Genomic DNA, 19,872 nt, shown 5'->3' on the forward strand with positions numbered 1-19,872 from the left:
TAAAAAATCGAAAAAGCACAAATCAAATTTTGTGCTTTTTTGTTGAAATCCAAATCATGCAGAAAACTTTTTTAATTCTTACGGGAATTCTGTTCATTCTCGAATTCTATGTTTACCAGGCGCTGAAAACCATTACCTCTAACAATTGGGTGCGGATCGCTTATTGGGTTATTACGATTGCCGGCTACACGTTATTTATTTACGAATTGCTCAATTTTAAAAGAACAGATCGTGATCATCATCGCGTTCAGATTGTAGCATCAATTCTTTTAATATTTCTTCTCCCTAAATTATTCGTTATATTTTTTCTTGTTTTGGAAGATATCGGAAGATTGTTCAATTATCTTTTTGGCATGTTCACACAACCTGAACCAACTTATCCCGGAAGAAGAAAATTCATCAGCTTATTAGGATGGGGAATTGCTGCGGTTTTTTCCACCTTAATTATTGATGGTATTATTTTCGGTAAATACCGACACCGCGTACGAAAAGTGAAACTTAAGATTGCCGGCTTACCCAACAGTTTCAAAGGTTATAAGATCATACAGATCTCGGATGTACACAGCGGAAGTTTTTTTCATCCCGAAAAATTACAGAAAGCCATTGATCTTATTAACGAACAAAATGCAGATCTCGTTTTGTTCACCGGCGATATGGTGAATAATTTCGCAAATGAATTTAAGCCATTCGTTCCTTTGTTCTCGACTATTAAATCAAAAGACGGAAAACTTTCAATCCTTGGTAACCACGATTACGGCGATTATGCAGAATGGAATTCGCCGGCGGAAAAAGCCCAGAACATTCCAAATTTGATCGCTTTACAAAAGGAGGCTGGTTTTGAAATGTTACGAAATGAGCATCGCATCATCGAAAAAAACGGCGAAAAACTTTATATTCTGGGCGTTGAAAACTGGGGCGAGAAACCTTTTCCGCAGTTCGGTGATTTGAATAAAGCATCGGCTGGAGTGCCACCCGAAGCAGCAAAAATATTAATGAGTCACGATCCAACGCATTTTGATGCCATCGTAAAAACTCATCCATCCAACGTTCAGCTCACGCTTTCCGGACATACCCACGGAATGCAGTTTGGCATCGATCTGAAGAATGTTCGCTGGTCTCCCGTTCAGTACCGTTATAAAAAATGGGCAGATCTATACGAAAGTCAGGGCAAGAGCCTCTATGTGAACCGTGGTTTCGGCGTTATTGGTTATCCCGGAAGAGTTGGTATTGAGCCCGAAATCACCCTTATTGAACTGAGTTAATTTTATTACGAAAAGTGATGACTTCCTATCAAAAAGCTACTGAAAAACATATTCCTTTGATCCGCGAACTTGCAGAAAAATCCTGGAATACAGCTTACTCAAAGATCCTTTCTCGCGAACAGATCGATTATATGTTGTCGGAGATGTACTCTACAGCTATTATTTCCGGTCAAATGCAAACTCCTGATTATGTCTTTTATTTAATTTTAAATGATGAACTTGCAGTTGGTTTTATAGGTTTTGAATACCATTACGAAGCACATACAACAAAACTCCACCGCGTTTATCTTTTGCCGGAAAGTATCGGCAAGAATCTGGGTAAAAAGGCAATAGAATTTTTAAAAGAAAAGGTATCAGAAAACTTAGATACGAGGATCATCTTAAATGTTAATAAAGATAATAATGCCAAAAAATTCTATGAATCTCAAGGGTTTAAAGTTTATGCTGAAGGCGTTTTTGATATCGGGAATGGATTCGTAATGGATGATTATTTAATGGAATTTGTTCTGTAAGCCTTCTAAATTTAGGGGTTCACTCCATAAAAAAATCTTTTGGTACGATTTTAGGTTACTTTAATTTATAACTAAAAAAATTAAATTATGACACGCACAAATCTACTTTCGAAAATTAAGTTTTTAACATTAGCATTAATGGCAAACCTCGCAATTGTTTTGGTAAAAGGCCAGGAAAAAGCTGCCGACCTTAAAGTCGATGTCGATGTAAATAAAGGTGGTGACGCAATGGGTGCAGGCTGGATGAGCAATCCTCTGGTTTGGGTTATTGGAGCTCTTGTTTTAATCGTTATTATCGCCCTTGTTGCAAGAGGTAGCGGGAATAAAGCTTAATTTTCTGCAAACACATATAAAAAACCTGGGAAAATTTCCCAGGTTTTTTTTGTCCTAAATCGAAAAGTGGTTTCTTACGTTCTAAAGAGCGAGTGCCTTCTGATAAGCATTTTCGATTCCTGCTAAATTTTTCCCACCCGCAGTGGCAAAACCAGGATTTCCGCCGCCGCCGCCCTGGATTTCTTTTGCCAGATCTTTTACGATATTTCCAGCGTGGTATTGGGCTTCCAGATCTGCAGAAACTCCTACCGTGATCATTGGTTTTTCGTCAGCATCAGAAATAATAACGATTACAGAATTGGGCGTTTCTTTTTTTAATTGAAAGACGATATCTTTTACACTTCCCGCGTCCATCGAAACTTTTTTGACCAACAATTTTTTACCGGACTCATCGATGAAATCATTTTTCCAGTTGGCAGTCTCACCTTTTGCTTTTTCTTTTTTAAAGGATTCTAGGTCAGATTTCAAAGCAATATTTTCATCCATCAGTTTCTGAACAGATTTTGCAAGATCTTTTGATTTTAATAAAGCTGAAATTTCTTTCATCTGACTTTCCAAATTATTGAAGTATGCAGAAGATTGATCGCCGGATATCGCTTCAATACGACGAATTCCTGCAGCGGTTGAACTTTCATTCTGAATTTTGAAGTGACCGATTTCTCCCGTAGATTTCACGTGCGTTCCGCCACACAACTCTTTCGAAGAACCAAATTGGATCATTCGGACTTTATCACCATATTTTTCTCCAAAAAGAGCCATCGCTCCTTTTTCAATTGCTTCAGTCATTGGAATATCTCTGAATTCCTGAAGTGCAATATTTTCTTTTATTTTTGAATTGACTTTATCTTCTACCAATTTCAGATCCTCCTCATTAATTTTAGAAAAATGAGAGAAATCAAAACGCAAATAGTCCGGACTTACAAATGATCCTTTTTGTTCAACATGCGTTCCTAAGACTTCACGCAAAGCTTCATGCAGCAAATGCGTAACTGAATGATTAGCCTGGGAATTTCTTCTTTCCGACTCGTTTACCTTTGCATAAAATACAGCACCTGCATCTTTCGGTAAGTCTTTAATCAAAGATACGATGAGATTATTTTCTTTTCTGGTTTCTAAAACCTCGATGATTTCCGTGCAATCTTTAATATCAGAAATGCTTGGTTTAGAAATATCAAAACCTTCCGCGTAACTTGGAATTAAAATTCCCTTATCACCGATTTGTCCACCGCCTTCCGGATAGAAAGGAGATTTTGAAAGAACGATCTGATAAAATTCGCCATCTTTATTTTCAACCTTTCGGTATCTTGTAATGTAGGTTTCAGTTTCGGTCTGGTCGTAACCCACGAAAGATTCTGCTTTTTCTTCGAGAACAACCCAGTCGTAAACTTTCTGGGCGGATGATTTTTTGGAACGCTGTTTTTGCTTTTCCATTTCTTCGTCAAAACCTTTTTCATCAACGGTCAACTGCTTTTCTTCAGCGATAATTCGAGATAAATCTGCGGGAAAACCGTAAGTATCGTACAATTCAAAAACCGCCGCTCCCGGAAGTGTTTTTTCGTTTTTGGAAATGGTTTCGTTAATGATCAAGTCGATTCTTTTCAAACCGTGTTCAATCGTTTTAAGGAAAGAAGTTTCTTCTTCTTTTATGACTTCTGTAACCAGTTTTTCTTGTTTAACCAATTCCGGAAAAAAGTCACCCATTTCATTTCTTAAAACCGCAACCAGTTCAAAAAGAAAAGGTTCTTTAATTCCTAAGAAACGGTAAGAATACGAAATTGCTCTTCTCAAAATTCTGCGGATCACATAACCTGCGCCTCCATTTGAAGGCAACTGTCCATCGGCAATTGCAAACGAAACGGCACGAATATGATCGACTAAAACACGGATTGCAATGTCTTTTTCGTCTTCTAAAATCCCCGTATATTTTTTCCCTGAAAGTTCTTCCACTTTAGCAATTAAAGGCGTAAAAACATCGGTATCATAATTGGACGTTTTACCTTGTAAAGCCATACACAAACGCTCGAAGCCCATTCCGGTATCAACATGACGCGCAGGTAATTTTTCTAAACTTCCGTCTGCTTTTCTGTTGAATTCCATGAAAACCAGATTCCAGACTTCAACGACTTGTGGATGGTCATTATTCACCAATTCTAAACCAGAAACTTTGGCTTTTTCTTCCGCAGTTCTAATATCGATATGAATTTCTGAGCAAGGTCCGCAAGGTCCGCTTTCGCCCATTTCCCAAAAATTATCTTTTTTATTTCCGTTGATAATTCGATCTTCAGAAATATGAGCTTTCCAGAAATTATAAGCATCAGTATCGCGATCTAAATTTTCGGAAGCATCGCCTTCAAAAATAGTAACGTACAAATTTTCTTTCGGAATTTTATAGACTTCTGTCAACAATTCCCACGCGTAATCAATGGCTTCTTTTTTAAAATAGTCACCAAAAGACCAGTTTCCCAACATTTCGAACATCGTGTGATGATAAGTATCACGACCAACATCATCCAGATCATTATGCTTCCCGGAAACTCTCAAACATTTTTGCGTATCTGCAATTCGCGGAGATCTCGGTTCTTTATAGCCTAAAAAATAATCCTTGAACTGCGTCATTCCGGAGTTGGAGAACATCAAAGTTGGATCATCTTTCAACACGATTGGTGCGGAAGGAACGATGAGATGTCCTTTTTCCTTAAAGAAATCTAAAAACTGCTGTCTTATTTGTTGTGATGTCATGGTTTCTGTTTGCTTTTATGAACCGCTTTTGGCTTATTTATAAGTTGGCAAATTTAATGATTTTGAAATGATTGTGAAATATTGATCAATACAATTCTCCAAAAAAATATTTAAAGTTTTAAAGGAGAAAAATATATCAATAACAAACCTTCGGCAGACCTTTATCGTATATCTCATAGTTGACTTAATCTTCTTACAAACCGAAATGACGGCGATAGAAAATTACTTACAAATAATTTTAAATTCTGCCTGATATTTGCAAGTAGGGAAATAACAAAAAATAAATTAATGAATAAAAATAACAAGAAAAAAATGAAAAGTATTTTAACACTCTTGGCGTTTATCTTTGGAGTTGGCATTTTTGCAGCAACCAGCTTTTCCTGCACCAAAGCTAAAGTACAGGTTACCGGAGAAAAAAAACAAAATGAAACTGAAATGGAAGGAAAAAATGTAAAAGAAATTTACTTTGCAGGCGGATGCTTTTGGGGAACCGAACATCTGTTTCAGCTCGTGAGAGGCGTTGTTGGTACTGAAGTTGGATACGCCAACGGAAAAATTAAAAACCCTAGTTACGAACAGGTGATCAGTCATACCACAGGTTTTACAGAAGCGGTAAAAGTAAGGTACGACGCTGATGAAGTTGATCTGCCTTTATTGATCAATCTTTTCTTTAAATCGATCGATCCAACAACGATCGACAGACAGGGAAATGATATGGGAGATAATTACCGAAGCGGAATTTATACTACCGATCCAGCTGCAGAAGCAGTAGTAAAAACGGAGGTAGCGAAATTGGCGAAAAATTACGATAAGCCAGTTGTTGTAGAAACGATTCCTTTGAAAAATTTCTACAAAGCTGAAGATTATCACCAGGATTACTTAGTGAAAAATCCAGGTGGCTATTGTCACATTCCACTTTCGGTTTTTGAGGAAGCTAAAAATGCAAATCCACTTCCGAAAGGGAAATCATAAAATGAAAGGTTGTCGAAAGGCAACCTTTTTTTATAGAAATTTTTTGATGTTGAGCATTGAAATATTTAAGAAAAATAGAAATCCCAAGATGATGTAGTATGTGTTTTCTGGTAGGTTTTGTAGAAATTTTTTTATCGTTTCAAAGGTCTTCGGGCTTTGCTTTTCGCCAGATATAAATGAGCCATGACTCATCAAAACAACATCATTGCGAAGATAGTCTGGTTCTATTTTCTTATTAGGATCTTTATAATTTACTAAAGCAAAAATATGACCGGTTTTATCTAAATCTAAACCATATATGTCATGATTGGCAATTGCCAGATCATTCAGAATTGCAACAAAATCATCATAAGAATTTTCATCATCAAGAATAAATTCAATTCCAGTATTTTTTTCGTTCCGTTCTTGCAGATTTCTTATTTCTGAAATATAAAATTTTGAATTTTCTTTTGCGGTATTAGCAACAACTTCTATTTTCTTATAATTCCAATCTCTATAGGCTTCTAAAGTAATTTGTTTATTTAATGGAATATTCGGATCGTACTTCGCAGGCAATCCCAAATCCATGACGTTCGGCAAAGGTTCTTGCAATTTTCGATTTCCATAATACCAAAAAACAAGCGGAATTAAAATTGCGCTTATCAATCCCGGAACATAATATTTTTTGGTGAGTCGGTTTTTCATTTGTAAGGTTAAATCTAAACAAAAAATCCGTCCCTTAAAAAGAGACGGATTCATATCATTTATAACACTTAAATAAATAAAAATTTATTTCTTTTCCAGGGCTTTTATCAAGATCTGAAGGTTTACTTCATCTTTAATAACGCCGTTTGCAAGAGGAAGTTGGAATTTAACGCCAAATTCTTCTCTCTTTACATCTTTCGGTTCTGTTGCAATACTCACTTCGCCATCTTTCACCGATACATTTGCATTAAACTGAACGGGTTTCGTAATTCCTTTCATGGTCAAATTACCATCGAGTAAGGTATTGTAGTCACCGGCAGTATTTGCAGAAACCTTTGTAATTTCATAAGAAGCGGTAGGGAATTTTTCAGTTTCGAAAAAATCACCACTTTTCAAATGTCCGTTTAACTTATTGAGTTGCTCTGCATCATCTTTTAAATCTACAGAAGTTAAAGTATTCATGTCTGCTACAAATTTTCCGCTTTCGAGCTTGCCGTCTTTTACCGTAACATCGCCGCTTTCAAACTGTATCGTACCGAAATGGCTGGTGTTATCTGATTTCACAACTTTAAAACCTTTCCATTCGATCCTGCTGTTAAGGGTATCGAGTTCATAAACATTACCTTCTTTCACCGTAGTGTTTTCGTTGCTTTCGCTGGTTAAGGGTTTGTCTTTGCCACAAGAAATTAAGAAAACTGATGCAATTACTGCAGTAAAAACTGACATTCTAAATACTTTTTTCATCAAAAAACTAATTTTTAAATTATGTTGCTAAAATAATAAAAATATTCCTATTACACCCAAAAATATTACTTTTGCATTATGCTTTTAGAAATTAACCATTTATTTTTTTCTCATTCTGCGGATAAAACGCTTTTTCGAAATTTTAACCTCAAGGTGGAGGAAGGAAAAATCATTGCTTTGGCAGGAGAAAGTGGTTGTGGAAAATCTACTTTACTGAATTTGATCTATGGTTTACTCGAATGGGAAAAAGGTGACATTATATTTGATGGAACTCCTATTTTAGGTCCGAAAAAAAATCTAGTTCCGGGTGAAAGTGAAATGAAACTCGTGGCTCAAAATTATGATCTAATGCCCTATTCCACCGTTGCTGATAATGTGGGGAAATTTATTTCTAATATTAATCTGGACGAGAAAAAAGCACGTGTCGAAGAACTTTTGACCGTTGTCGGATTAGAAGATTACGCTTTGATCTTACCCAAATATCTGAGTGGCGGCCAACAGCAACGCGTATCGATCGCCAGAGCGCTTTCAGTAATGCCGAAGTTGCTCCTACTCGATGAACCGTTCAGCAATATCGATTTTTCCCGGAAAATTGAACTTCGTGAAAGACTTTTTAAATACGTTCGGGAAAAAAACATTTCTCTGATCATCTCAACGCACGAAATTCAGGAAGTAATGCCCTGGCTGGATCAGATCATTGTTTTGCAGGAGGGAAGATTGATACAAAATGATAACGCGGAAGAAACGTACAACAATCCATACAATCAATATGTTGCGGAACTTTTCGGGGAAGTGAATGCTTTTTCGGATGAAGAAAGACTATCGCTGAATTTGTCGAAAAATCTTTGGTATCCACACGAAATAGAAATTGATGAAAACGGCAAAGAGGTGCAGCTTTTAGAAAGCCGTTTTGCCGGAAGTTACTACTGGAACAAAGTTTCCTTGAATGATAAAATCCTGATCTTGTACACGCCCGAGAAAATCGTTGCTCCTGTTAAAATTAATTTTTAGGATAAAGAAAAGTCAAGTCTCAAATCGGTAATTGCAAATTAAGCCTTGACTTTAATCCTATCTCTTTATTATTGAACAGATCGTTCTTTGCTTTGATATTTTAAATTAGGGAAATTTTTCATTTTTCTTAAATACAAATCTCACCAATTTTCTCACTAATAGCAATAATTTGAGTGGTATTATTTGTGAAATTCATTCGTGCCATTTGTTTTTAAACTATGCCTTTTTCACAAATTCAGATTTCAAAGCCATTGAGCCAAATCCATCAATTTTACAATCGATATTATGATCAGAATCGGGACGTAATCTGATATTTTTTACTTTCGTTCCAGATTTTAAAGGCTTTGGCGCTCCTTTTACGGGTAGATCTTTTATTAAAACTACGGTATCCCCATTTTGTAATTCGTGTCCGTGCGCATCTAAAATTTTGTCTTCGTCTGAAGTTTCTCCCGGTGTCCATTCGTTGAAACATTGGGAACAAACCATTTTACCATCCTGTTCGTAGGTAAATTCTGACTCACATTTCGGACAAACTATTGTATCGCTCATAATTTAATTTTTGTAAAGATATTATTAAAATTAGGAGAGTACAAGTTGCGATTTTATCATTTGGAGTAATGAAAAGGTCAGATAATGCGCGTTTAAATTTTCGAAAACACAAGGACCTCTGTTGATTTTATAAAAATATTTATCAAACAGAATCTGCGCCCTCTCGCCTATTGGGACGAGAGACCTCTTTTTTTGCATCGCAGTGGAGAAAAAAGTCTCGTCAATATTGAAGAGAGAAGCTGGAAAAAAGGCGCCCAAAAACCGCATAAAATTATTCGGTTTAAAAACCTTATTTTTGCAAAAATTTAATCCCGAAGATTCGAGGATAAATTGAACTTTTAAACTATCCGAAATGGAACTCATACACAGAAACTTACTCATAGGAATTCACGACGCTTTACAGGAAACATTTTTCGAAGAAAGAAAATACGCAGACAAAGTGATCGAAAGGCTCTTGAAAGGCCACAAACAATGGGGCAGCGAAGACCGAAAAGTGGTTGCGCAGATTTTTTACGACATTATTCGCTGGAAAAAACGACTCGAGTATTACATGGGCGAAGGCGTAAAACCGCACAATATTTATAAACTGATCCTGGCTTACTGTCTTTGGACGAAAACGCATTACAAAAAATTTGAAGAATTCGACGGTGTTAAAACCGCCGATATCATTAATAAATTAAAGAAGAATACCGTTCCTACAAAATCAGTCGAATATTCAATACCGGAATGGTTGGCTGAAACTTTGGAGAAAGAACTCGGACCAAGCTGGGAGAAAGAAATGATCGCACTGAACGAACAGGCACCGACCGTTTTGCGTGTAAATACTTTGAAAACGACTCCAAGAGAGTTGATCTCTGACTTGAAAGTGGAAGGAGTTGAAAGTTTTCAGATCAAGAATTATCCGGACGCCGTACAGTTGGAGATGAAGAAAAATGTCTTTATTACGACTGCGTTTAAAGATGGTTTGTTCGAAGTTCAGGATGCTTCTTCCCAGAAAATCGGTGAATTACTCGACGTGAAAGAAGGCATGAGAGTCGTTGATGTTTGCGCCGGAGCTGGTGGAAAAACTTTGCACCTCGCAGCCTTAATGAAAAATAAAGGTCAGATCATCGCCCTCGATATTTACGAATGGAAACTTGCGGAACTAAAACGCCGCGCAAAAAGAGCCGGAGCGCACAACATTGAAACGCGCATGATCGACGACAATAAAGTCATCAAAAGATTGCACGAAACTGCAGATCGTTTGCTCATCGATTCGCCGTGTTCAGGTTTGGGAGTTTTGAAAAGAAACCCGGATTCTAAATGGAAAATCGATCAGGATTTTATCGACCGTATCAAAAGAGAGCAGGAAAAAATTCTACAGGATTATTCGAAGATCTTAAAAAAAGGCGGCAAAATGATCTATGCGACATGTTCCATTTTACCGAGTGAAAACAACGAACAGGTAGAAATTTTCTTAAAGAACAACGAAAATTATTCTTTGATCAAAGAAGAAAAGATAATGCCGAGCGAAGGTTTCGACGGTTTTTACATGGCTTTGATCGAAAGAAAAGCATAAAATTTATTTTACAAATACAATAAGCCATTTCATTAATTGAAGTGGCTTTTTTTTAGGAGCAAAAAGATTTTCGCATTTTCCGAAAATCCCACCCGCTCTTCACTATACCTGTCTGCCGACAGGCAGGTCTTTTTTTCATCGTTCCTTCTCAAAAAAGGATGTCGTTGCGATCGTGGCTAAAATAAAAAGCGGTTTTTTTTCCAGAAATTTATAGAAAGATAACGTTCCTCCGGAACGCTTTTGTTTGTGTATTCTATCTTTTCTAGAGAGATGGCGTTCCTCCGAAACGCATTAATAATAATTTAATTTTTCCTCAAATTTTATCATCAATTTAAGACTTAAAGATTAGAAATGGAAAATAATTTCTGATTGATCTTTTCTGAATAATTTTTCGGATATTTATTTTAATATTGTTTCCTTAGAATCAAACTTTAAATCCTTTTCACATGGCAGAATTTGATCACGTAAAATCCATTTTCGGAATTATTCTTGGCTTAGGATTAACGCACCTCATCAAAGGTTCGGTTATTTTTATACAACATCCGGGAAGAAAAAAGTTTTATTTGATCCACTTTCTCTGGGTAATTTTTGTATTTCTTTTGATCGTGCATTTCTGGTGGTGGGAGATTAATTTACGGTTGATCACGCAATGGAATTTTGCGGAATATATTTTTCTCATCTTCTATATTTTACTCTTCTACCTGCTTTGCGCGGTTCTTTACCCCGACGATTTAAAAGATTACAGCACTTACGAGAATTATTTTTATTCCAGAAAAAACTGGTTCTTCGCTATTTTAGCACTTTGTTTTCTGGCAGATCTTGTGGACACGAGCTTGAAGGGAAAGGCTTACTATTTAAGCGCGCAACCGATTTATTACCTTAGAAATATTTCCCATATCGTTCTTTCTCTGCTCGCCATTAGGATTAACAGTAAAACTTTTCATCTCTATCTCGTTCTATTTTTTATTTTATTTGAGATCTTTTTTATCACCCAATTTTTCAGTGTTGAATAAAGAAATCATTTTCAATATAACGTGCGTTAATATTTTTAACACAGACTAGTAATTACTATAATAAACTCAGATGCAACACACATCAATTGCGTATCTAATTGGATTTGTAGTACAGTTATTGTTTAGGAACTCGCATGAATCGTAAAGAATTTATTCAAACCAGCAGTTTGGGAATTGCTGCCCTTTTCTTTCTAGGAACAGGCAGTTTTTTAGGAAAGTCTCCAACTTCTTTGGAACAAAAAGCTCCTAAACCTTTTGAAGTCATTGAGAAAGAGGTCGTGATCATCGGCTCCGGTTATGGAGGTTCAGTTGCAGCCTTACGATTGTGTGAAAAAAATATTCCCGTGACGCTTTTGGAAATGGGCTTGGACTGGGAAAAATCGGGAGAAAAATTTTCTACAATGATTCATCCGGGACATTCCGCAGCGTGGCTGAAAACAAAAACAATCGCCCCTTTCTTCAATCTTTTTAGTTTAGAAAGATTTACAGGCGCGCTTGATCGTTTAGATTTTGAACATATTAAAATTTGGCTCGGACGCGGAGTTGGCGGTGGTTCTCTCGTAAATGGTGGAATGGCTGTCACACCGAAGAAGGAATATTTCAAAGAGATTTTTCCGAATTTAGATATAGAAAAATTCTACTCGCATTACTTTCCTTTAGCCAATAAAGAACTGAAATCTAATGTTGCTTCAGAAGAATTTCTTGCAGATTGTGATTTCTATAAATTCAACCGAGTTGGCGAAGAAGAGGCGAAAAAAGCAGGTTTCGAAACCGTGCGCGTTCCAAATGTGTATGATTTCAAATACATGGAAAAGGAATATAAAGAAGAAGTTCCACGTTCCGCTTTGGCCGGAGAAGTGATTTACGGAAATAATTATGGCAAAAACTCTCTGGATAAAACCTATTTGAAGAAAGCCTCTGCCACTGGGAAATTAGAAATCCTGGAGCTTCATAAGGTAAATCATATCACGCAAAATCCTGATAAAACGTATTCTATCGATATTTCGGTCATTAATACAAAAGGGGAGGAAATTCAGCATAAGATCATCAACACTAAAAAATTAATCCTTTCTGCCGGAACCATGGGTTCTTTGGAATTATTACTAAAGTCAAAAGCAATGAACCAACTGCCAATGGACGAGAATATTGGTAAAGAATGGGGAAATAACGGAAACTTTATGACGGGCAGAAACTGGGTTAAAGCTTTTTCTGGCGGAACTGGATTTCAACAATCTACCATTCCAGTCGGCGGAATTGATCATTGGGACGATAAGGATAAACCCTTTTTTGTGGAGATCGCACCTTTACCAATGGGAATGAATGTGGCGACTTCTTTATATTTGATGGTGAATAAACTAAAAAAGTATGGTCACGTCGATTACGATTTGAATACTGAGAAATTAAATTTAAACTGGGATCAGTCGCATACTGCGCATATGAAAGACAATGCGAAATATTTCCTTCGAACCATGAATAAAGCCAATGGCGGTACTCGCGCTCACTTACTCTTTCACAATGGTTTTGGCGCCGATGTTTGTTATCATCCGCTGGGTGGAATTGTTTTGGGAAAAGCAACGGATAACTTTGGGAGATTAAATAGTCATGAAAATTTTTACGTCATCGATGGATCTTTAATTCCGGGAACAATTGGCGTTAATCCTTTTGTGACGATCACGGCGATTGCGGAATATTGTATGGAGGAAATTCTTGAAAAGGATTTTGCGTAAATTTTCAAAAAATTTTAGATATAAAAAAACACTTCCATTTCGGAAGTGTTTTTGTTTTCAGAACGTGAAGAAGTTTCTAATTCTTAATAAATTTAGAGTTCACTACTCCATTTTCCGTGTAAAGTTTGATGATATACATTCCCTTGTTTAATTGAGAAACGGAGATCTTTTTGTCATTCCCGTTTGCAGATTTCAACAATCTTCCAGTCATATCATAAATTTCTATTTTAGAAATTATTTGTTTCGTCTCAATATTCAATAGATCAGAAGTTGGATTTGGATAAAGCGTTGTAACAATGGTTTTATTTTCGCCTGTTGCCAACACAAAATTTTGGGTAATGATAATGGTTTTTGAACTAACTCCCGTTCCTGAAATTATTACACTTGCACTTCTGTTTAAGCCGGTGTTATTGGTATTTGCAGCCAGAATGATTTTAGCATCACCATTCCCATTAATAGAATTTTGGAAATTATTTTTTTCTGTTAAACTTAGGAATGATAGATTCAACCAAGCCTGATCGCTAATGGCATTCCAGTCTACATTGTTAAGTAGATCGAAGGAAAAAGTATTTGCATTGTCTGCATTGTTTTCCATTGCAATATTATTCAGCGCTAAATAATCTTTCGAAGGCGTCAAATAATTGGAATCCAGATTACCAAAAGTTGCAACATAGAAACTGGTTCCGCGGTTATAATTAATGGGATAATTTAAAAATTGGTTTTCCACCGTAAATCCACTTACATTTACTTTGTCATTGCTCATTACATCTACATTAATCGTACTGTAAGGTGTAGTATCAACCGCTTTGAAATATTTTAAATTCCCGGAAGTATCAATTTTCGTAAGAATTTTATTCCCAGAAACTGCATTGAAAGAATATTCCATACCGTCAAATGACACTTTGTCTTTGGAATACCAATACATATACATGTTTTTATTTTCGTCCAGATTGATATTGGTATAACTTCCGGAAGTGCTGAAGCTAACATGCAAAGGTTTTTGCCAAATTACTGAACCAGCCGTAGAAACTTTTGCTACAAAAGGCATAAAAGTGACATTTGGGTAAACTCTTGGAACAGTAATTAAATCGAGACCCATAAAATCACCGGTCTTATTGGCGTAATAATTTCCCATCATCACAAAATCAGTTCCATCAAAAACGACATCATTTGGCCAGGAATAACTGTAGTTAGGTGCATTTGCGTAGAAATTTTTGCCCCAAATAACATTTCCGCTATTGTCGAATTTCAGCATGATGTGATCGGTATGATCGGTATTGGTTGGAACCGTGATTCCGTCGAAAACATAGTTTTCACCTGATGGATTTGAAGGTTCAGAAAATAGATATAAATTATTTTGCGCATCAAAAACTGGTATCAATGAATAAGCGTCAAAAAGTGCATATCCTTTACCGTAGATAAAATTACCATTGCTGTCTAACTTTACAATATTAGTAGTTCCAGTTAGTTCTTGAGTATCTACAAAAAATCCTCCGAAAATCGAAATAAAATAAACATTGCCATTTGCGTCGGTTTTGATATTGGCGCGAAGCTTATCATTTCCTTTAAACTGTTTGCTCCACAAATAATTCCCGTTCTTGTCTATTTTAATAAGCACTTTTTCGTTGATATAATAACTTCCTACAAAATTAATTACACTTCCTGCTGCATCTGTAAAGGTGGAAGAGGGAGAAGAAATGGTAGCCAAGAATAAAAAATTGTCGTCCTTATCTACATGAATGTAAGCTCCAGAAACGGTTAGTTCATCTGAGCCTAAATCCCCCCGAAAACTCGCAACCCAATTCGGTAACCCATCAATTCCAAGTCGCGTAATATATCGTGCTTTTGATCCAACGACACCATTAAACTGGGTCCCAAAAAAATTGCCTTTTCCTTCTGCTAAAGCGGTAACAAAAAGTTCATTGGGCGAAGATTTTAGATGTTGAGCAAATTGTTTGGAAAAACTTCCACCTATAGCACTTGTTTTTTGCTTGGACCACTGTACGTTTCCAGTATTAATATTTTTTACGTTAGTAGTAAAAATTCTAACATTATCCGCAGTCTGCGAAAATTTCGTGGTATTTGCACTCATTTTAAAACCATAATACAAGGGTTGAAGCGCTCCGGAATAATCTCCATTATTATCAAAATCTAATAAAAGACTATGATTCGTCAAACCCGTATTTGGCGTTAAAGTGGTGACAGAGGAATTTGCATTGGTATAATTACTGATTCCTGAATATCGATCTTTAATAAAAAGCAGCAATTGATGTCCGCTGGAATTTTTAATTATTTTAGCTGAAACAATATCTGCTCTTAATACGCCTTGAAAATCCGCATCAAAAGCGCTCGACGTCCTGAAATAATCTGCCGTATTAAAATTGGAGTCGATTTTTGCGGTAAAATAATAAAGTCGAGTGGATACAAAAGACGAATTTGGATTATAAGTATAAGTAACAACGTTGTTTTCAGTTTGAAGATCAACTGAGTTATTGCTAAATCCCGCTAGTAAAATTTTTCCCTCACTATTCACTGCGATATCACTAATAACTGATCCCAATCCAATTCCCAGGGTTTTATTGGATTTTGTAAAAATTGCTTCCGTATCACCTTTCAATATAAAACCAGATTTTGCAGGGATAGATTCTGATCCTATTTGAACAGCAAGAGTATTTGTAGCGCCGGATAAATACAGATCTGAATTGCTCAATGCAACACTCTGTAATTCGCAGCCATAGGATCTTTCGAAAACTAGATCTCCATTTGCGGCATTAAGTTTTGCCAATTTATTATTGAATATTATAAAAGTATCAGTTCCATCACTAACAGTCTTCGTTTTGGTGATTGAATTATAGCCATTTTCAAAATACTGGATCCAGATTGCATTTCCATTATTATCAATTTTCATTAGGAGCGCATCATTCACATTCACGCTTGTAATCGTGCGATTTCCCACGGAAACACTTCCTTTGAACTGGGCGAAAACATAAACATTTTCCGCTGCATCAGTTGAAACCGATCGTGGAGTGATGATTCCTTTAACACCTGCATTATAAGTTTTGAACCAAACATTAGAACCATCTGAAACGTTTGATTTCACAATATACAAATCGTCTAATCCAATAGTTGTCGCACTTAAACCATCAAATCCCACTTCAGATGAATTAGTGGTACCAATGTGATACACAAAATTTTGAGTCATCTCCACTAAAGACAAGACGCTTCCTTTGGTCGTATTTGCCTGAAGCAATCTCGTATTTAAGGGTGCGGTTTGAGAAAATGTTAAAGATGAGAATAAAAATAAACTGAGAATTAGTAAATGTTTTTTCATAAATAAATTTTTGTAAATATAATCTTTTAAATGATTTAAAAACTCACCCTTTTTCACAAAAAAAACACTTCCTTTTTACAGAAGTGTTTTTGATTTTAGAAAGTGAAGCAATTTTTAATTCTTAATAAATTTAGAGTTCACTACTCCATTTTCAGTTTGAATTTTTATAAGGTAATTTCCTTTCGGTAATTTACTGACTGAAACTTTATCATTGTTCATTTTTGAGGTTTGAACTAATTTCCCGCTCATGTCATAAATCTCCACTTTAGAAATTTTCTGTTCAGATTTTATATTTAAGAAATCGGAAGTCGGATTTGGATAAAGTGTGATGACGGAAAGTGCATTACTGTTCGTTCCTAAAGTGGTAGTTTGAGAAACAATTACTGTTTTGGCTGGAACTCCTTCACCAGAAATAACCACATTTGAACTTCTCGAAACTCCACTTGTGTTTTGATCTGCAGTTAAAGTGATTTTTGCATCACCATTTCCAGTAATTGTATTTTGTGGTGATTTGGATATCAAACTTATAAAGGAAAGATTTAACCAGGATTGATCGCTTGTTGCGGTCCAGTTTACATTATTGATGAGATCAAAAGATATTTCGTTTTGAGTCGAAAGAGGATTATTTGAAATGGTGACCGCATTTAATTCTAAATAATCTTTTTTCGGAGTCATGTATTTTTTGTCTAAAGTTCCGAAGGTTGTTATATAGACATTAGATCCATTGGAGTTCTGAATTGGATAATTTAAAATATTATTTTCAGAAGTTGTAGCAACAATGTTAAAAGTATCTTCCTTTATTACATCAATCATTGGAGATATGGGGTTCGATCTTTTATCAACTTTTACGGTATACAATAAATTTCCAGCGGTGTCAAACTTCTGCGCAATTTTATCACCTTTTATGGCATCATAAGAATATTCTATTCCTCTGTATTTTGATTTGTCTCTCGCGTAAGAATAGAGGTAAATATTCTTCTGAGCATCTAACTCAATATTCGTGTAAGAAGTTGCCGCTTTATTCGTTTGAATTAAATCTTGCCATATAATATTTCCACCAATATCAATTTTTGCCATGAAAGGAAGATTAGAAATGAGTAGTGGAAATTCTCTTGGAATTATCGCTAAATCTAAACCTAAATAACTGGGTGAATTTGCACCACTTGCTAAAGTTCCCATAATGATAAAATTTGTTCCATCAAATTTCACATCATTTGGGAAAACGTAAGAGTTAAGATTTGCAGGAGCATTTGCATAGAAATTTTTGCCCATAATCACATTTCCTGTATCGTTAAATTTTAACATTAAAAAATCTAACCCTTGTGCCACATTTGTTGGTATAGTAACACCGTCTAAGAGATAATCACCGGTGGGATAAGCGGGTTCACTGAAGATATACAAATTGTTGGCTGAATCAAAAACAGGAATTAGTGAAAAAACATCTAAAGTATCATAAGATTTACCATAAATGAGTGAGCCAGTTGATGAATTTAACTTCATTACAAAAGTCTGCCCATCAAAATTAAAGCCGTCAACTACAAAATTACTTCCGAAATTTGAACCCACTATATAAACATCACCCAAATTATCTGTAGCAACTGCTGCCAAACTTTCATTAACATCGAAAAGGTCTCTCATAATTTTAGACCAAAGATATTTTCCATTTTTATCAATTTTTATCAGAATTTTAGAAGATGAGTATTGATTTTGAGGAAAATTGGTTACCGTTCCTACTGCGTCTGTGAATGAAGAATTTAAACCTTTGGTATTTGCTAAAAAATATAAATTATCGTTTTGATCTACGCATGCGAATTGATTACCATTACCTAATTCTTGTGCTCCAGATTCACCCTCAAATTTTGCGAGCCATTTTGGTTGTCCGTCAACACTTAATCTCGCAATTAATCTTGTTCTTTGATTATCTAAATTATTAACCGCTGTTCCGTAAAAATTAGCTTTTCCTTCTACTACTGCCGTAAATAATAAATCACCTGGTTCCGATGTTAGGTGCTTCCCAAAAATTTTATCAATGGATCCACCTACTGAACTTACTTTCTCTTTTGTCCATAACAGATTTTCAGAGGAAATTGTATAAACTTTTGTGTTAAATACGCGAAAATTCGGCGTTACAACAGTGTAAAAATCTGCGGAAGAACTTGCAGGAAAATTTTTAATTATTGGTTGAATTTCTCCAGTATAATTTCCATCAATATCAGCAGAAACTAAAAATGAAATGCCTGTAAAGCGTCCATCATAAGTAATTGTAGATCCATTTGCATTTGTAAAAGTGCCAGAAAATCGATAAGAATCTCCAGTAGATAAAATCAGTCGGTATTTCGAACTATTACCATAGGGAACTATTTTTGAGTCAAATTCATTGGAAAAAGCACTCAAATTTACGGTACCACTCACTACTCCTGAACTTCGAAAATGTTTAATGTTCAATAAATTATCTGCAACTTTTGCCACATAATAATAGAGTTTTGTACTGACAAAATTATTATCTGCAGCAAAGGTATAGGGAATAATTCCAGAGCTTGTTTTCAAACTCATTCTATTTCTGTTATAACCAGAAATTAGTAAATCTCCATCACTTGCAAAAGCAATATCCGCAACATTTGAAAGATCACCTGCATTTTTGGTTTGAATAGAAGAAGAAAAAACCGCATCTTTATTACCTTTAATTACAAAACCCTGATTTGGACCATCTATAATTTCAGAATTAAAAGCAGTCGATGCATTAATTGAAAAACCAGCAACATAAATCTCAGAATTTTTTAACAAAATTGATCTGAAATCAATTCCGGTATAAACGTTGTCATAAATTGTACTTCCATCTGTGTTGTTAATGCGCATCAAATTTGTCGCATTATACGTCATGAAAACGTCGGTGTCATCGGTTGCGATTTTCGCTCCAGAATGTAGATTAAGGTTTGAGGTCGCAGAAAGTTGCAAAGGTTTTACCCAAACTGCAGTTCCAGAAGCATTTAATTTTAGAAGAAAACCATTCACTGTTTGAGATGAAGTTGCAACTGTAGAACCTGCGGAAATACTTCCCGAAAACGTTCCATAAACAAACAGATTATTGCCAGAATCAATGTAGACGCTTCGTGGAGAAATTAAACCTTTTACACCCGCGTTAAAAGTTTTGAACCAAACATTTCCGCCTGTTGCAGCATTTGATTTTAAAATATAAAGATCATCCAAACCAACTTGAGAAAAACTCAAACCATCAAACCCAATTTCAGCATTTGCAGTCCCGATATGGTAAACATTCTGCGGAGTGGATTCTACGATTTTTAAATCGCTGCCTTTTGAAGTATTTATTTGAAATAATCGTGTATTGGCTGGCGCAGTTTGAGAAAATGAATAAGTCGAGAATGTTAACAATAAAAGAAAGAGTATATTTTTTTTCATAAAATAATTTTTGTAAATAT

The 19,872-nt window shown here is 35.6% G+C and carries 14 protein-coding genes; 8 read left to right on the plus strand and 6 right to left on the minus strand.

Annotated elements, in window-relative coordinates:
- Positions 1-56 precede the first annotated feature (56 nt).
- The 3 genes from ACZ9HT_RS13010 to ACZ9HT_RS13020 all read left to right on the plus strand — a co-directional run bounded on the left by ACZ9HT_RS13010 (position 57) and on the right by ACZ9HT_RS13020 (position 2,107).
- Positions 57-1,262 (plus strand): metallophosphoesterase, encoded by a 1,206-nt coding sequence (locus ACZ9HT_RS13010; protein ID WP_476040921.1) that lies wholly within the window; start codon positions 57-59, stop codon positions 1,260-1,262.
- A 17-nt stretch (positions 1,263-1,279) separates the two neighbouring features.
- Entirely contained in the window at positions 1,280-1,774 is a 495-nt protein-coding gene (locus ACZ9HT_RS13015) for a GNAT family N-acetyltransferase (RefSeq protein ID WP_476040922.1), read from the plus strand.
- Positions 1,775-1,861: 87 nt separating this feature from the next.
- Complete coding sequence (locus ACZ9HT_RS13020; protein ID WP_476040923.1) at positions 1,862-2,107, plus strand: hypothetical protein; 246 nt, start codon at positions 1,862-1,864, stop codon at positions 2,105-2,107.
- A gap of 81 nt (positions 2,108-2,188) precedes the next feature.
- Here the strand turns inward: ACZ9HT_RS13020 and alaS are convergent, their stop codons facing one another.
- Positions 2,189-4,846 carry an alanine--tRNA ligase gene (alaS, locus tag ACZ9HT_RS13025; protein ID WP_476040924.1) on the minus strand — a complete coding sequence of 886 codons (2,658 nt, stop codon included), beginning with the start codon at positions 4,844-4,846 and terminating at the stop codon, positions 2,189-2,191.
- Between the two features lie 288 nt (positions 4,847-5,134).
- On the opposite strand from alaS, the gene msrA reads away from it, so the two are divergent.
- Positions 5,135-5,818: a peptide-methionine (S)-S-oxide reductase MsrA gene (gene msrA / locus ACZ9HT_RS13030; protein ID WP_476040925.1), complete on the plus strand. Its 684-nt coding sequence runs from the start codon at positions 5,135-5,137 to the stop codon at positions 5,816-5,818.
- 30 nt (positions 5,819-5,848) lie between these two features.
- Here msrA and ACZ9HT_RS13035 read toward each other — a convergent pair whose 3' ends face one another.
- Positions 5,849-6,502 (minus strand): hypothetical protein, encoded by a 654-nt coding sequence (locus tag ACZ9HT_RS13035; RefSeq protein WP_476040926.1) that lies wholly within the window; start codon positions 6,500-6,502, stop codon positions 5,849-5,851.
- Positions 6,503-6,586: 84 nt separating this feature from the next.
- Positions 6,587-7,246, minus strand: a complete 660-nt coding sequence (locus ACZ9HT_RS13040) for a YceI family protein (protein ID WP_476040927.1) — start codon at positions 7,244-7,246, stop codon at positions 6,587-6,589.
- A 78-nt stretch (positions 7,247-7,324) separates the two neighbouring features.
- Between ACZ9HT_RS13040 and ACZ9HT_RS13045 the strand changes: the two genes are divergently transcribed.
- Positions 7,325-8,257 (plus strand): sulfate/molybdate ABC transporter ATP-binding protein, encoded by a 933-nt coding sequence (locus ACZ9HT_RS13045; protein ID WP_476040928.1) that lies wholly within the window; start codon positions 7,325-7,327, stop codon positions 8,255-8,257.
- 216 nt (positions 8,258-8,473) lie between these two features.
- On the opposite strand, the gene ACZ9HT_RS13050 is transcribed toward ACZ9HT_RS13045, so the two are convergent.
- Positions 8,474-8,806, minus strand: a complete 333-nt coding sequence (locus ACZ9HT_RS13050; RefSeq protein WP_476040929.1) for a zinc ribbon domain-containing protein YjdM — start codon at positions 8,804-8,806, stop codon at positions 8,474-8,476.
- Positions 8,807-9,158: 352 nt separating this feature from the next.
- Here ACZ9HT_RS13050 and ACZ9HT_RS13055 point away from each other — a divergent pair, with 352 nt between their 5' ends.
- From ACZ9HT_RS13055 to ACZ9HT_RS13065, 3 genes are all read left to right on the plus strand, one after another.
- Positions 9,159-10,364: an RsmB/NOP family class I SAM-dependent RNA methyltransferase gene (locus ACZ9HT_RS13055; protein WP_476040930.1), complete on the plus strand. Its 1,206-nt coding sequence runs from the start codon at positions 9,159-9,161 to the stop codon at positions 10,362-10,364.
- A 446-nt stretch (positions 10,365-10,810) separates the two neighbouring features.
- Positions 10,811-11,377, plus strand: coding sequence for a hypothetical protein (locus tag ACZ9HT_RS13060; protein WP_476040931.1), 567 nt, complete (start codon positions 10,811-10,813; stop codon positions 11,375-11,377).
- A gap of 134 nt (positions 11,378-11,511) precedes the next feature.
- Positions 11,512-13,104, plus strand: coding sequence for a GMC family oxidoreductase N-terminal domain-containing protein (locus tag ACZ9HT_RS13065; protein WP_476040932.1), 1,593 nt, complete (start codon positions 11,512-11,514; stop codon positions 13,102-13,104).
- A gap of 76 nt (positions 13,105-13,180) precedes the next feature.
- Here the strand turns inward: ACZ9HT_RS13065 and ACZ9HT_RS13070 are convergent, their stop codons facing one another.
- Both ACZ9HT_RS13070 and ACZ9HT_RS13075 read right to left on the minus strand, forming a co-directional pair.
- The gene (locus ACZ9HT_RS13070; protein ID WP_476040933.1) at positions 13,181-16,435 is read right to left on the minus strand and encodes a T9SS type A sorting domain-containing protein; all 3,255 of its coding nucleotides are present in this window, start codon (positions 16,433-16,435) and stop codon (positions 13,181-13,183) included.
- Positions 16,436-16,549: 114 nt separating this feature from the next.
- Positions 16,550-19,852, minus strand: coding sequence for a T9SS type A sorting domain-containing protein (locus ACZ9HT_RS13075; RefSeq protein ID WP_476040934.1), 3,303 nt, complete (start codon positions 19,850-19,852; stop codon positions 16,550-16,552).
- Positions 19,853-19,872 lie beyond the last annotated feature (20 nt).

The sequence above is a fragment of the Chryseobacterium sp. UYP7 genome (genome assembly GCF_056279225.1).

Bases quoted from the DNA above. Each gene is read 5' to 3' on its own strand.
- ACZ9HT_RS13010 (WP_476040921.1), top strand. From the start codon at position 57: ATGCAGAAAACTTTTTTAATTCTTACGGGAATTCTGTTCATTCTCGAA.
- ACZ9HT_RS13015 (WP_476040922.1), top strand. From the start codon at position 1,280: ATGACTTCCTATCAAAAAGCTACTGAAAAACATATTCCTTTGATCCGC.
- ACZ9HT_RS13020 (WP_476040923.1), top strand. From the start codon at position 1,862: ATGACACGCACAAATCTACTTTCGAAAATTAAGTTTTTAACATTAGCA.
- alaS (WP_476040924.1), bottom strand. From the start codon at position 4,846: ATGACATCACAACAAATAAGACAGCAGTTTTTAGATTTCTTTAAGGAA.
- msrA (WP_476040925.1), top strand. From the start codon at position 5,135: ATGAATAAAAATAACAAGAAAAAAATGAAAAGTATTTTAACACTCTTG.
- ACZ9HT_RS13035 (WP_476040926.1), bottom strand. From the start codon at position 6,502: ATGAAAAACCGACTCACCAAAAAATATTATGTTCCGGGATTGATAAGC.
- ACZ9HT_RS13040 (WP_476040927.1), bottom strand. From the start codon at position 7,246: ATGAAAAAAGTATTTAGAATGTCAGTTTTTACTGCAGTAATTGCATCA.
- ACZ9HT_RS13045 (WP_476040928.1), top strand. From the start codon at position 7,325: ATGCTTTTAGAAATTAACCATTTATTTTTTTCTCATTCTGCGGATAAA.
- ACZ9HT_RS13050 (WP_476040929.1), bottom strand. From the start codon at position 8,806: ATGAGCGATACAATAGTTTGTCCGAAATGTGAGTCAGAATTTACCTAC.
- ACZ9HT_RS13055 (WP_476040930.1), top strand. From the start codon at position 9,159: ATGGAACTCATACACAGAAACTTACTCATAGGAATTCACGACGCTTTA.
- ACZ9HT_RS13060 (WP_476040931.1), top strand. From the start codon at position 10,811: ATGGCAGAATTTGATCACGTAAAATCCATTTTCGGAATTATTCTTGGC.
- ACZ9HT_RS13065 (WP_476040932.1), top strand. From the start codon at position 11,512: ATGAATCGTAAAGAATTTATTCAAACCAGCAGTTTGGGAATTGCTGCC.
- ACZ9HT_RS13070 (WP_476040933.1), bottom strand. From the start codon at position 16,435: ATGAAAAAACATTTACTAATTCTCAGTTTATTTTTATTCTCATCTTTA.
- ACZ9HT_RS13075 (WP_476040934.1), bottom strand. From the start codon at position 19,852: ATGAAAAAAAATATACTCTTTCTTTTATTGTTAACATTCTCGACTTAT.